The 15,353-nt window shown below is 37.1% G+C and carries 10 protein-coding genes; 1 reads left to right on the forward strand and 9 read right to left on the reverse strand.

What is annotated here, in order from left to right; all coding sequences use genetic code 11:
- Window positions 1-74 precede the first annotated feature (74 nt).
- The 9 genes from KQI49_RS08515 to KQI49_RS08555 form a co-directional block, all read right to left on the reverse strand.
- Window positions 75-2,780, reverse strand: coding sequence for a M64 family metallopeptidase (locus KQI49_RS08515; protein WP_216488017.1), 2,706 nt, complete (start codon window positions 2,778-2,780; stop codon window positions 75-77).
- A gap of 101 nt (window positions 2,781-2,881) precedes the next feature.
- Window positions 2,882-4,867 (reverse strand): Xaa-Pro dipeptidyl-peptidase, encoded by a 1,986-nt coding sequence (locus tag KQI49_RS08520; RefSeq protein ID WP_253286742.1) that lies wholly within the window; start codon window positions 4,865-4,867, stop codon window positions 2,882-2,884.
- Between the two features lie 143 nt (window positions 4,868-5,010).
- On the reverse strand, window positions 5,011-7,224 hold the full coding sequence (locus KQI49_RS18895) for a M6 family metalloprotease domain-containing protein (protein ID WP_216488021.1): 2,214 nt from the start codon (window positions 7,222-7,224) through the stop codon (window positions 5,011-5,013).
- Window positions 7,225-7,283: 59 nt separating this feature from the next.
- Window positions 7,284-7,874 carry a CalY family protein gene (locus KQI49_RS08530; protein ID WP_216488023.1) on the reverse strand — a complete coding sequence of 197 codons (591 nt, stop codon included), beginning with the start codon at window positions 7,872-7,874 and terminating at the stop codon, window positions 7,284-7,286.
- A 370-nt stretch (window positions 7,875-8,244) separates the two neighbouring features.
- Window positions 8,245-9,162, reverse strand: coding sequence for an ABC transporter permease (locus KQI49_RS08535; RefSeq protein ID WP_216488025.1), 918 nt, complete (start codon window positions 9,160-9,162; stop codon window positions 8,245-8,247).
- A gap of 14 nt (window positions 9,163-9,176) precedes the next feature.
- The gene (locus tag KQI49_RS08540; protein WP_216488026.1) at window positions 9,177-10,178 is read right to left on the reverse strand and encodes an ABC transporter permease; all 1,002 of its coding nucleotides are present in this window, start codon (window positions 10,176-10,178) and stop codon (window positions 9,177-9,179) included.
- Between the two features lie 393 nt (window positions 10,179-10,571).
- On the reverse strand, window positions 10,572-12,200 hold the full coding sequence (locus tag KQI49_RS08545; protein ID WP_216488027.1) for an ABC transporter substrate-binding protein: 1,629 nt from the start codon (window positions 12,198-12,200) through the stop codon (window positions 10,572-10,574).
- 56 nt (window positions 12,201-12,256) lie between these two features.
- Window positions 12,257-13,225, reverse strand: a complete 969-nt coding sequence (locus KQI49_RS08550) for an ABC transporter ATP-binding protein (protein ID WP_216488034.1) — start codon at window positions 13,223-13,225, stop codon at window positions 12,257-12,259.
- Window positions 13,200-14,219, reverse strand: a complete 1,020-nt coding sequence (locus KQI49_RS08555) for an ABC transporter ATP-binding protein (protein ID WP_216488035.1) — start codon at window positions 14,217-14,219, stop codon at window positions 13,200-13,202. Before KQI49_RS08555 ends, KQI49_RS08550 begins: the two co-directional genes overlap by 26 nt.
- 298 nt (window positions 14,220-14,517) lie before the next feature.
- On the opposite strand from KQI49_RS08555, the gene fabI reads away from it, so the two are divergent.
- A complete protein-coding gene (gene fabI / locus KQI49_RS08560) occupies window positions 14,518-15,294 on the forward strand; it encodes an enoyl-ACP reductase FabI (protein WP_216488036.1) in 777 nt (258 codons plus the stop codon).
- Window positions 15,295-15,353: the final 59 nt, after the last annotated feature.

Below are 15,353 nucleotides of genomic sequence, written 5' to 3' on the forward strand. Positions count from 1 at the left end.
CTCTATCTACTAAATCTTTAATCTTTGTTCTATTAAATGAGAAGGGGGAATCTCTCCCCCTAACTAGTAGAAGCTTAACTCCATTTATTTATTACTCTATCAGCCTCGGCATTTAATATCTTGAAGGCTCTCTCGGACATATCTCCAGATGCTTTCTGATGTTCTAATAACAACTTTAACCCTTTTGTATGTTTGACAACCTTATCCGCTATTTCCCTATCTTCAAAATGATTGATAGCAGTTAAATGTAAACGGAGGGCATAAATTGTATCTTCACCTGAAAATTCATTTGTTTTAGTAAATTCTTCAACTAATAGTTCGATACTTTTCGTAGTTGTCTCATAGTCTGAATCATCGCCAATCTCTAGACCTGATACTTCATTAGGGACACCAAAATCTTCTAATTTATCATTGTTATTATAAGTAGCCAACATACCGTCAATTGAGTTTCCGACTACAACTGGACCATAGTCACCATACTGTTCATTAGCAGAAACCTGTTGATTATGAATTAACATGAACCATCCTTTAATTTCATTTCCTACTAAAGTGATATCTTCACTTGTATTAGATATTTCTACTTGTCCATTAATCTCAGAATCAAATATTTGAATAGCATTAGCATAACTTGATTGTATATCTCCATTCACTTCACTATTAGAGATCATTAATGAAGAGTTTTTATTAATGATTATATCTCCATCAATTGTTATATTTTCTAGACATGTTACACCTTCCTCACTAATAACCAAATCACCTGTAATATCATTGGTTTGCGTTTGGGTACATGCAAGTAATTCTCCTGGTAACACAGTTGCTGTAAATTCACTAGCATCCCCGATGTTACCCGCAGCATCTATTGCACGATGTTCAATCTTATGTGTGCCAAAACCAGGGATGAACTTTCCACCTGGATCATCTTCTGTGTAGGATTGTTCAAAGGTCGCCTTCGCTATACCACCTGCTCCAAGATTACCGTAAGTCAACTCCGCCTCATCAATTCCAGAATGGGAGAAATTAAATGGGTCTCCTACCATTTCCTTAGGAAAACCAGCATAGCTATACCACCCATCATCATTTAGACGTAACTCTCCAACAACAAATCCATCTTGGTCATCCTGGGGATCTATTATCATATCAAACTCATTAAAATAAACATGATGTTCATCTTTTTCATATAATGTTACTAGAGATTCCGATAACTCTTTGTGAGCTTTTGGTAATTTATTATCTATTGTCCAGCTAATCGTTTCAAAACCATTATCTTCATTCTCTAAATCAGTGACAGTTGCACTCAATGTAGATGCACCTTCTGGCAAATCAAATTTGTCCAATTCTATGAATCGACTATTATGTGAGCTAGTCATTTTCTCACCATTAAGTTTCCAAGTAACATCTAGCATTCTATCAGTTGGATTAGTAGTATGGACAAAGACCACTTCATCATAAGCTAAATTATGTTCTAACGGAGAATGATTGGTAAACTTCACATCTACCTCAGTTTCTTGGTTTTGTTCACCTACAATCCATTCACGATTTTGTGACATTCTTGGGCTTTTTAAAAAATCAGGGTCTCTTACAAATTCTGTTTGATCACGTACTGTAACCTTAATTACATCATCACTTTCAACATTTAATTTTCCCAAGTCAAGATAACGTGCATTGTCTGTTCCACTAATTTTTTTACCGTTAACCTCCCACTTAACATCTAATACATGAAACCTTGGGTACATTGTCTCTACCCATAATATTTCTTTCGTACCAACTTCACCTTCTGGGGTTGAAGATAATGGCATCTGTCCTGTTTCACGCATACCTGTAATACGTTGAGTTATCTGTTCCCGAGACACTTGATCAAAATAAAAACCAGTATGCCTCATCATTGAATGATTACTAGGACGCCAAACATTCGATTTGCTGTATAGACCACTTTCATAACCATCTGGGTCTGCAGCCTTTATAACGCCTCCAGATTCACTTTCTTCACCCAACCAACGCCACCACTTGGCTTTATTTTCAATCATTTCTTCGGATGTCATGCGTGTATGATGTATTGATGAAGGTTCGTTGTCTGAATGTGCCTCTCCTGGGACACCGCGATTATAATACGCATATTCATCTTGAAGATTTCCTAGTGAATGTCCTAATTCATGTAAAGAAACAAGTGGTCCTTGTGGGCTACCACCCGTTGTCGTTGCATAAGATCCCCCGGCCCCACCATAAGTAGTTGTATTAGCCATTGCTAGTATTTGTAAGTTTTGTGAGTCTGCTGGAATGCCAAGCTCTGGTCCAACCTGTTCCTCAAGTATTGTATTAATAATTTGTTGCCCACCAGGACCAAACGTAAGAAGACGTTCAATATCTTGCGCAAACTCCATATTTAACGCTGTATCACGTTTAACATTACCGTCGCCCCTATCATAACTTACACCGGAATCAACTGATGGTGTTTCAACGATGTACACATTAAAGTAGTTTCTATAGCTACGGAAAGGCTCCTGACTCCACTGTATATTCTGATTTCTATCAACATCTTCGTGAAATTTGTCCATTTCATCAGCCGTGTAACCATCTCCAAAAATAATTAAGTTTAAACGTTCCTCTGCTGGTCCACTTACCTGTAATGGAATAACATTGACATCCCCTACTTTTAAATCATTTGCTTCTCCTGATACACTCGGTCCCTCTAACCATCCCAACTTATCCGCTGATATAGTTAATAAAGGTAAAAGAATGATTATTAAAAAAACTTTTTTTATAAAAGAATCTCTATGAGGCATTAAACCACCCTTTCGTTATAATACTTAGCCTTCATTAAAACGGCTCAATGCAAAAGTCTAGATAATCTCTTATCAGAGAATTAATTAAAAGTGATTCAATTCTATTGCCATTTATTCAGCAAAGCATCCGTATCCTCAATCAGAATGTGATATGCATCATCAGAAATCAAATTACCTTCCAACTGATAATCAAGCATTATTTTAAATCCGTTCAAATGTTTAATTACTTTCTCCATTTTCTTGGTGTCTTCATAATGTTGAACAGAGTTTAAATGAGTCTGTAACATTCTTACAGTTTCTGAACTCTCAAATTCACCTTCCACATCAAAAAATTCTATTAATTCCTTCATATTTTCAATACTTTTTGGCTCTTTCGTAATATCACCTACTAATGGTAATGTTATATGGCTTTGTTCTGGATAAACAGTGATATTAGTTCCTGGTTCTGGGCGAATAGTATAATCATAATCACTGGATACTATCACCAATCCTATTTTATGTCCTTCTTTAAACTCATAATCTTCGGGTTGCATATCCCATTCAAATGTATACTGCTTGTTTGGGATAATTGCCTCTGACTCAGATATTGAATTATAGTTCTGCGGGTCCAACCATCCCCGAGTAACTATCTTTGCTTCATCTGGTCCATAATCAACAAGTAAGGCTGTTAAGTTAGCAACTGGACGATCAATACTAGCTCTAATGGAGACATCTACTGTTCCACTCAAACGATATGCATTTGTTAATTCCGAGCTCAAATAAACATCACGATTCTTAACATGTGACAGAGGGTCCTGGATAAGTTCGTCAACAGCTTTTGAAGAATCGTCGCTAAAATGATTAACTTGACCCGAATCTTTAACAGGGCGATATCTTAAACCACCATCTTCATTGCTATTTGCAGCTAAATATAGTGTACTATCCTTTGCATCGGGATTTGGCCAATTTTCTTCTGTTTCCCAACTCTCGTCTTGCCTTTGTATATCGACCATCGGTTCATCCATTACATCGTTATCGATATCGTATAGCCAGTAATCAAACCATTTATTTAATGTTGTTAACCATTCCTCAGTTCTGAAACTATATGGGGAAGAATGCCCATTTTGATGTAGCCATAGTTTTCTTGGGACATCGTTTTCTTCTAGAGCATCCCACCACTGAGAAAATTGTTTGGTTTTTACGTTCCAATCATTTAATCCGTGAACAACAAACACACTCGCTTCAATACCTTGAGCATTATTTAAATAGTTACGTTCATCCCAAAATTCATTATAATCTCCAGTTAAACGATCTTGAGATTCCTCTATTTGATTCATCATATCTTCACATACTTCAGAATTATTACGTGTCAGTACTGCTCTAGCCAGTGAATCGGCGTCTTCACCTTGATAACCGCCCGGAGCAATCACAGCACCATTTGCACGATAATAGTCATACCAACTACTTATTGCACCAATTGGAACAATCGTTTCCAGTCCTTCTACACCAGTTGTTGCTAAGCCATTTGGTAATGTACCATTATAAGAAACTCCGGTCATACCTACTTTACCCGTAGACCAATCTGCTAGGACTTCTTCTCCATCTTCATCATAGGCTTTAGCATTGCCATTTAACCAATCAACAACCGCTTTAGTAGCTAGAATTTCCTGCTCATCTCCAGTTGTAGGGCAGCCGTCAGATAGTCCGCTACCAATACCTTCAGCTAAGATAACAGCATAACCTCGCGGCACAAAATAATCATCATAGTATCCTGGTAAACCTTGAGCATAAGGTATCCCACCTTGCTGATTATCATCAACCGGATTTAACTCAACATCTACATCATGAAAATCTATTGGATTAAGACCAGCTCTATAAGGACTCATTTCATAAATAACAGGAACCTTTAATCCATCTTCAGTTTCCTTAGGGCGAATCAAATCCGCACGAACTTTGTCATATTCCCCATCACCATCACTATCAACTGTTGTTTCCACATAAACGGTTTCAATGATTGCTTCTTCCGAGGAAAAAACAGGTTGTGTCATACCATCTTCTACTTTTATCGTTTGATGATCTTCTATATTGTCACCTATATCTAAACCCATCAAAATGGGAATAAATAATAACAACGATACCGATAAAGATAAAAGCCTTTTCATCTAATATTACTCCTCCTTTGTTAAACCTCAAAAGTAAGACTCTCCCTGTATCAGCTTGTTCTACAGGGAGGTCTACTTAATCTAATAATCTACTTGTTCAATAAAATATCAGTATAATCTTCGAGTGATTCAAAGGCCTTATCAGTTATCAAATCACTTTCTTTATAATGCTGAATTAAAGGTTTAAAACCTTCAAGATGTTTAACTACCTTTTGGTTATCTCCTTGTTTCTCATAGTGCTCAACAGCTGTCATATGCATCGTTAAGGCATGTCCTGCTTCCGCTTCAACATCTCCTGTTTCTTCTAACATTTCGATAAGTTCTTTAACACTTGAAGCACTTACCTCGCTTAATAAAACATCTTCCGATACAGCGACTTGTTCAGAATCCGTTTCAGATGTAGCCGTCAATTTTAGCTTGGTAGGTTCTTCTTCACCTTCTGGTACTTCTACATAAACAGGAACATCTACAGTCTCACCTGGTTCTACTTCGATAACGTTATGCTCGACCATTGTTTCCCAGTCTAAGTCCGTTTCAACACCAATTCTAATGAGGTCTGTTGCTTCTCCAGTATTTGTTATACTAAAATTCTGTGTTGCAATTTTACCTGGCTCAGCATATTCAACTGTACTAGTGTCGGTAGATACACTACGATTAAAGTCACCTGCACCGTCCAAGTGGCGTACGGAAACTCGATATGATAGGATACCATCTTCGTCATATGTCTTATCTAGTACATAGAAATGTAAGCGATTATGTTCATCAACATATTCGCTAACAATATCTTCATCTGTTCCCGCTTTAAATAAGGCATCTGATAATTGTCTGTAGTCACCAAGTGAATATTTCGCCTCTGTACCATCTGGTCTTTCAAAGTCTACCTCATCGATGTCTTCTTCATTAGCATCAATAACCCAAATATTAGGTGCCGATTCAGCGTTCTTTGTCTTAGCCATTAACACACCAGAATCAGGTGTAAATGAGTCAAATCCTACACGATCAACGACTTCAACCGTATAATTGTCATACCATTTCTCACCATTTTGCATATCTGCACGCCAATCATCATCTAAAGAATTAGCTGGTGTTAAGTCCTCCATCTCAATATTAATTCCGTGTATTCCTGTACGCCCAAATACTTCCCCTGTCGGGGTTGACCGAGCAAGAATATCAGCTGTCACTGGTCCTGTTTCAACTAACTCATCACGGTCTACGTTGAGATACTCATCTTCCGTGAGAAAGCCCTGTTTAATTTTATTACGTAACATATGGTGTGACGGAGCTGATCCACCTTCTGTCGGTGTAATCATCCATCTTGTATGAGGTCCACCTGGTCCGTTAAAACTTCCTCGACTCATCAACTCCCATGGTCCTGAATATGAACGAGAAACAGGTTCCCCATAAGGATTATTATAGTTATCTAAAAGTTCCATTATATGTCCGAATTCATGTGCAAAGGTTCCCATACCATCGTTTTCACCTTGAACTGAAATGCCATTTCTAATGTCAGCATGTGACCAAATAGATTTAGCTGCAAACCAGGATGTCCATGGTACATAGCGTGTCTTTGCCCAGTTGGGTACACCATCTAAGTAAGATGGTGGGCCAAATTCATCTGTTACTGAATCTCGGTCATGAAACATCATTTCGCCAAATTCCTGCCAAACACCTGATTGATCATACCCAGCATGAAGAATAAATGTAAAGTCATACTCTTCTTCCGAGGCATCTAAGTCCTCTTGTGCTAAATCCATTGCCTCGGGCTTAATATCTCTTGATTGGAAGCCTTCTGGCATTTCATTTCCATAGGAAAGGCCATATTCAAATTCATTACCTTCTAATTTGTAAGGACCAAACCCGTCTAGGTCAACTCCCCATTTTCCAAATGAGTTCTCACGCCAGTATTCATCAATAGTTCTATAGTTATTTAACATCTGAGGTTTATTTAAAAAGTCCACCCAGTATTCACTAAGTTCTTCCCGTGGCACATCTCCCTTGTTCACTGGGTTGCCTGCTACATCTGAACCTTTGGTTTGACTTGATATAAATTCTTGATCCTGAAAGTCCACCAGTACAATAGCACCCTTAATGGTTCTCTCAGGATCTACTGGAGCATTATTCCAATCAATACCTGGAATTGGATTATAATCCTCCCATGCCATATCCTCTGGAAGAACCCATGATTCTTTATCAACGGCTTTCGGAAACTCATCTAAGCCAGAGTGTTCCGCTGCAAAAGTGGTTGGTGAAATTGATAGAAATAAGGCTGCAGATAAAGCAAATGTTCTTTTGAATAGTTTCACTATAATATACCTCCATTAAATTTTCATAAATTATTAATAGATATTAGCACCTTCATTTTTTATTCTATCTCCTCACCTTCACCTTGCTCTGCAACAAATGTCCACTCTAGATTTAAAGAATCTCCTTGAAATTGATTTTGGTCTTCATCATTATCAATAAAGTTAAACTTAACTACTAAATCATTTTCAGATCCTACAGCAAGACCTTTTTCTCCGAGCGCAGGATAAAATATATGCTCGCTTATCGCTTCAGGTGACATTTCTTTTAATTCACTTAAAGTAGTTTTATAGATTACTTCATCTAACTTATCCGCATTATATAAAAACTCAACTTCAATATGCTCTCCAAAATCTTCAGTATTGTCACCGTTTGCATCAATCACTGAATAATCAGTTTCCAAGGTTACTTTTTCTATATCCAGAGTTCCATTATTTTGAAGTTCAAAATTTCTTGTCATTGAATCACCTGGTTTTAGATTATCAACATCAATGATTGCTGTCGGCTCAACTGATAAATCTAATGTACCGGCTGCAAATGTATTATTAGTAACCTCACTATCACTAAAATAAGCGTAAGTCCCTCCTGATACCAACGTCAATCCCAATGCCGCTGACATGACTCCCATACCAAGTTTCTTTTTAATATTCATTAAATTTTCCTCCCCTGACTTTTTAATCTCTGAAGGGGGGGTAAACTTCTCAATATCTATTTACACCTCCCAAACAAAAGCGAAGTAGTCCCCTTCGTTAGTAGGCTCATAGATGTCTGGTTTTGTTTGATAGTATTGTAACAAAGTTGGTGATTAAATTCATTAAATTTTCAAAAAACAGTGATAACCTCCTATCATAATGTTTTAACATCTAGTATTTAATGCCTGGAATATTAGTTGTAGCCTGAAATCTTTAGCAACTAAAATCTACTACTTTATATACATGTAATTTCTATCTGAACATGAATAAACTCAAAACCCCCGAGTTCATATACTCGAGGGTTTCAAGGTAATTATTTTAATACATATGCTAATTTTTCATCTTAGGGTCAAGAATATCTCTTAAACCATCACCAATTAAATTAAAACCAAGAACCACAAGCATAATTGCTAACCCTGGTATGATTAAAGTCCAAGGTGCTATTTGAATAAATTCCCGTGAATCAGCAAGCATCTTTCCCCATTCTGGTGCAGGTGGTTGTGCACCTAACCCAAGGAAACCAAGTCCAGCCGCGTCAAGGATTGCTGTTCCGAAACCCAGTGTACTTTGTACAATAATTGGCGCTAAACTATTAGGGAGAATATGATGAAAAATGATTCTCCCGTTTTTCAAACCTTGAGCTCTTGCCGCCATAACAAACTCTTCTTCACGTAAACTAATGACTTGAGATCTTACAAGTCTCCCAAAAATAGGCACATTAACAATTGCAATTGCAATTAGTGCATTTTGAAGTGATGCACCTAGGATAGCAACAACTGAAATCGCCAGTAAAATACTAGGAAACGCTAATAGAATATCAAATATACGAGAAATGACCATGTCAATCCAACGCCCATAAAAACCAGCAATAAGTCCTAAAAGTGTTCCAAAGAACAAAGCACCGCTAACCGCAAAAAATCCAATTTGTAAGGAAAGTCTTGCACCATATGCAATTCGCGTAAAAATATCTCTTCCAAGGTTGTCCGTACCGAATAAGTGTTCAGAAGAAGGTGGTAGTAGTCGATCAGATAAAACTTGTTCCTTATATCCATAAGGGGTTAAGAGGGGGGCGAATAAACCTAATAAAACAAAAAATATAATGATAATAATCCCAATCATAGCAAAGCGGTTTTTTCTTAACTGGTTAAAGAAGTCTTTCACAGGTGATTCGGGTTTAGAATCATCTTCTACAATCAAATTATTATTAGTTGCTAAAATCAAATTTTCATCTTTTTCTTTTATTTTCATCGTCTACCCCCCCTTTAATATTTAATCCTTGGATCGATATATGTGTACAACAGGTCGACAATTAAATTGATTAAAACAAAGAAAATGGCAATAATTAAAATACCTGATTGAACAACTGGATAATCACGATAATTAATAGCATCGAATACATAGCGTCCAATGCCTGGCCAACTAAAAATTGTTTCCGTTAAAATTGCTCCTCCCAATAAAACCCCAGACTGGAGACCTATAACTGTTATAACTGGTATGGTTGCATTTTTAAGAGCGTGTTTATAAATAACTAACACTTGTCCAGCACCCTTAGCACGCACTGTACGGATATAATCTGATTTCATCACTTCTAACATACTAGAACGTGTCATCCGAGCAATGATTGCCATCGGAATTGTCCCTAAAGCAATAGCAGGTAAAACTAAATGCTTTAAGACAGTAAACGCTCGAGAAAAATCTCCATTTAAAATAGAATCAAGAACAAACAAGTGGGTAATTGGTTCTATGGGATCTCGACTTTCCTGCCTACCGAACGCAGGAAGCCAGTCAAGTTCTTGTGCAAAAATCCATTGTTCCGTTAAGGCAAGCCAAAAAACAGGCATAGATACGCCTAGCAAAGCAACGATCATGGCAAGAATATCAAACCACGAATTTTGTTTCCATGCACTGATAATACCCGCATTGACACCAATAACCACAGCAAAAATCATTGCAAAAAAGGTTAATTCAAATGTTGCAGCTAGGCGAGGATATATTTCCCCGGAAATTTCACTTCTAGTTTTTAAAGAAGTTCCTAAATCACCCTGTAGTAAGTCTGTGACATAAACCCCATATTGAACAAGGTAGGGCTCATTTAAACCTAACCTTTCTTCCAGGTCTTCAACCGCTGAGGGTGTTGCAGCTTCACCTAGTATTACTTGTGCAGGATTTCCTGGAATGAGATGTACAATCGCAAAAGTAATAATTGTCATACCGATCAAGACTGGTATTAACAACAAGAGTCGTCTAACGATGTATGCAAACATGGTTCCACCTCGATTTTATATTTCCACAATATATAATGCCTAAAGCATGACTATGATGATTACTAGTGTTTAATTTACAATAGAACTGCTCTAGTTAATAATAAGTAAAACCTATAAAGAGGCTGGGACAAAATTAAGTATTAGTAATTAAAAGACGAACAATTTTAAGCGAGCGTTATTCGCTTCGGAAAAATACTTCGCTTTCCGCAGGCGCTGATGAGCCTCCTCGAGCTACGCTCTGCGGGGTCTCATCTAAGCTTTTCATCCTGCTGGAGTCTACGTATTTTTCCTACGCTGATTTTAAAAGTGTATATTAAAAGAAATATACTTTAATACGTTCGCTTTTACATTAACTAAAATACTTATGTCCCATCCTCTTTTACACCTTATTAATTACTCAGACAGCTCTACTTCCTCCAAAGGATCAGACGTAGACGGATGTGGTATAAAGTTCTTTACTTCACTTCTTGAAGCTACAAGTGGAGTAGAGTGAACCATAAAAACAGATGGAGCATCTTCAAGAATCAATTCTTGTGCCTTTACATAAAGGTCAGCACGTTCATCTTCATCAACAGTACCTTTCGCTTCATCCAATAATTTGTCAACTTCTTCATTAGAGTAAAATGCGCGATTTTCTCCTCCTATACTGTCACTATGCAACAAACTTGTTAAGAAATAATCTGGGTCACCATTAGAACCTGACCACCCGAGCAAGAACATCTCATGCTCACCATCTGTCGTCTTCTCAATATATGGAGCCCACTCTTCTCTAACAATCTCCGCATTCACTCCAATTTTATCCAAATCATTTTGAATAATTTCGGCAACTTTTTCAGGATCCGGCATATATGGTCTAGATACTGGCATCACCCAGAACTCAATGTCAACGCCATCTCCATAACCCGCTTCAGCTAACAATTCCTCTGCTTTATCAAGATCAAATTCATAGCCTTCAAGGGTTTCATCATATCCAAGATATCCTGGTGGTAATAGGCTCGTTCCTTCCTCTGCATAACCAGAATATAAAGCTTCAACAAGTGCCTCAGTATCAATTGCATGGCTAATAGCCTGACGAACTAACTTATCATCCAATGGTTCCTTTTCGACTTGGAAACCTAGGAAACCAACGTTATTTGCTTCACGAGCATATAGTTCTAATCCATCTTCAGCTTCAAGATTCTCTCCCTCATCAGGGTTTACATCGTCAATAATATCTACTTCTCCTGAACGTAGTGCAATTAAACGCGCAGCATTATCGGGAATTACTTCGTAAATAACTTTGTCTAATTTTGGTAAACCGTCTTTTCTATAATCTTCAAACTTTTCCAATACGATTTGTTCATCTTTACTCCAACTAACAAACTTAAATGGTCCTGTCCCAACCGGATTTTCATCAATGTCTGGCCCGTATTCCTCAAGAGCCGCCGGAGAGGTTATCGCAAAGTAATGTGACCCTAGATTTTGTAAGAAAGGGCCTAGTGGCTCTTTTAATACAAATTCAATTTCATAATCATCAATAACATTTATTTCATCAATAACATGCCCCTCATCTCCTTGATATCCACCGAATAAAGATTCATAAAGTGCATAAACATATCCTTCATCTAAAAAAGCATATTCATGATCTGGATCTGACCAACGTTCAAAGTTTAATTTAACTGCATCTGCATTAAAATCAGTTCCATCATGAAACTTAACGTTTTCTTCTAAATAAAAAGTATATATTTTACCATCCTCTGAAATATCCCAGTCCTGGGCGAGTGCAGGGACAATTTCAAATGAATCTTTATCATATGTGACAAGACTTTCAAAAATATTCCTTGTGACACGAGATGACTCACCATCTGATGTACTTGCAAAATCTAGACTTGTTGAATCCCCACCACGTGCGTAAATTAATGTCTGTTCATCATCGCCAGTTGTACTCCCTTCCCCTTTACTCGTCTTCTCGTCATCCCCTCCACATGCTGCAAGCAACACAACAATAATGAACATTGTAAATAGTGAAAATTTTTTCCTCATATTAGATTCCCCCTTGTGTTAATTCTCATGAATGCTAGATTAAAGCATTGACTTCTTTATTCATAAAGGTGACATGCCACGAAATGGTTCTCTTCAACTTCTTGAAAATTTGGAGTTATTTCCCTACAAACATTCATTGCTTTTGGACATCTTGTATTAAATGGACAACCTTTTGGTGGGTTTGAAGGACTTGGAACATCACCTTTTAAAATTATTCTATCTTTTATTTCATCTGGGTCTGGATTTGGTATAGCCGAGAGCAGTGCCTGTGTATAAGGATGTTTTGGATCATCATACAACATTTCTTTGTCCGCCAACTCAACCATTTTCCCTAAATACATAACTCCAATTCTATCGCTAATGTGCTTGACAACGCTTAAATCGTGAGCAATAAAAATATAAGTTAAATTGAACTTTTTCTGTAAGTCTTCCATTAGATTTAATATTTGGGATTGAACAGAAACATCCAAAGCAGAAACCGGCTCATCACAAATTATTAATTTGGGATTATTAGCTAGGGCACGTGCTATTCCTATCCGTTGGCGTTGGCCACCACTAAATTGGTGTGAATATCTTGAGGCGTGGTGTGGTTGTAAACCAACTACCTCAAGTAATTCTTTTATACGTTCTTTACGTTCTTTTGCTGATTTCATTCCATAAACCAATAACGGCTCGCCAATTATTTTTTCAACAGTATGTCTTGGGTTTAATGATGCGTATGGGTCTTGGAAAATAATTTGAATATCTCGGCGCATTTTCCTCATTTGTTCTGGACTTAAGCTTAATAAATCTTGTCCCTCAAATTTAACTTCACCTTCTGTAGGTTCAATCAATCGTAAAATTGATTTCCCCGTTGTAGATTTTCCACACCCAGATTCCCCTACAATTCCTAATGTTTCACCGTTTTGTACATCAAAGGAGATTCCATCAACCGCTTTAACCTCGCCTACCTTTCGACCAAAAACACCTCCTTTAATATCAAAGTATTTTTTCAAACCATTAACTTCTAAGAGTTGTTGCTGCATCTTTTGCTACATCCCCTTCTTTGTTGTCATGTAGGAAACATCGACTTTTTCGACCACTATCCCCTAATGAATATAATTCAGGGTTTTCCTTAAAACATCGATCAAATGCAAACTCACAACGTGGTGCAAACTTACAACCTACTTCTCCCAATTTAGGTTGTTTAACAGTCCCAGGGATAGAGTATAATTTTTGGTCTCTTTCTTTAATATTAGGTAATGATCGAATGAGACCTTGTGAATAGGGATGTTGAGGATCCTTCAACACCTCTCGCTTTGTTCCCTCTTCAACAAGTTGTCCAGAATACATGACAACAACGCGGTCACACACTTCTGATACAACACCTAAATCATGAGTAATAAGTAAAATGGCTGTATTTTTCTTTTTATTTAATTGGATCATTAGATCTAATATTTGCGCTTGAATCGTCACGTCAAGGGCTGTTGTTGGCTCATCTGCTATTAACAATTCGGGTTCACAAGACATCGCCATCGCTATCATAACTCTTTGTCGCATCCCACCAGATAGCTGATGCGGATACTCGTCAACGACCTCATCCGCTCTTGGAATTCCGACTTGTTTTAGCAAATCAATTGATTGATTGTACGCTTCTTTTTTCAAAGTTTTTTTATGTAACCTAATACCTTCCACTAATTGGTTACCAATAGTATATAAAGGATCTAATGATGTCATTGGATCCTGAAATATCATAGCAATCTCATTACCACGTATGTCTCTCATTCTTTTTTCTGAAACCTTTACAAGATTTTCGCCTTTGAAATTAATTTCACCTTCTACAATTTTACCAGGCGGACTGGGTACTAGTTTCATAACTGATAAAGATGTAACACTTTTTCCAGAACCTGACTCACCAACAATTCCGACAATTTCACCTTTATGTACACTTAAATCAATCCCATTCACAGCAGGAACTTCTTCTTTATCTGTTAAGAAATGTGTATGCAAATTATTAAGTTGCAGCAGAACATCCGACATAGTTTACCCCCTTATTTCAAAAGTATAGCAATAGCTTTATAAATATTCAACTTAATTTTAAGAAATTTTAAAATCAATTAAAATTATATAAAATTCGTAAAAATAGGTTTGGACTTTTATTGTCATTATATAGATACTCCCGTAATTTATTACCGCTTTTATTATTATAAATAATTACGAAGTAAAAACTTATTCACGTAATAATACAGAAAAATATACATTAAATTTGAATTTTATTTCTTTCAAATAACTTGTTATGTATAATGAAAAAGAAAGAGCTATTTATGGAGGTGCAATCATGTCAGAGTTATTAAAAGGAAAAAATGTGGTTGTGATGGGAGTTGCCAACGAACGTAGTATTGCTTGGGGGATTACAAAATCCTTACATAATGCCGGGGCGAATTTAATATTCACCAATAGACAAGAGCGCTCCTATAAGAAATTAACGAAACTTCTAGAGAAGAATAACATAGAGGCAGAACTTATTGTGTCATGTGACGTTGCTAGCGACGAAAGTATTAATGAAGCTTTTAGTGAAATTAAGGAAAAAGTTGGTGTTATTCATGGTGTCATACATGCTATAGCTTTTGCCAATCGTGATGAGTTACAAGGAGAATTTGCGGACACATCCAGAGAAGGATTCCTTTTAGCCCAAGAAATTAGCGCCTTCTCACTTGCTGCTGTTTCACGTGCAGCAAAGGATTTGATGACTGAGGGTGGAAGCATTGTTACACAAACATACATAGGTGCTGAACGTGTTGTGAAAAACTATAATGTTATGGGTGTGGCAAAGGCATCCTTAGAAGCAAGTGTCAGATACTTAGCAGAGGATTTGGGTAAATACGATATTCGTGTGAATGCTGTATCAGCCGGTCCAATTAGAACGCTATCTGCCAAAGGGGTTTCTGGCTTTAATGAGATTAACCAAACAATTGAAGAAAAAGCACCTCTAAGACGTCATGTAGATCAAGATCAAGTAGGCGACGCAACCATGTTTCTTGTCAGTGATCTTGCTCGCGGGGTTACAGGCGAAGTCTTACATGTAGATTCCGGTTACCATATAATGGGGCTTTAAAATTCTCAATCAAGGTAGTGCAATTTTCATAAAACGCCAGTTCAATATTTGAAGCTGAA

It is taken from the genome of Virgibacillus sp. MSJ-26, from assembly GCF_018918075.1.
In the GTDB taxonomy this organism is placed as follows: Bacteria; Bacillota; Bacilli; order Bacillales; family Amphibacillaceae; genus MSJ-26.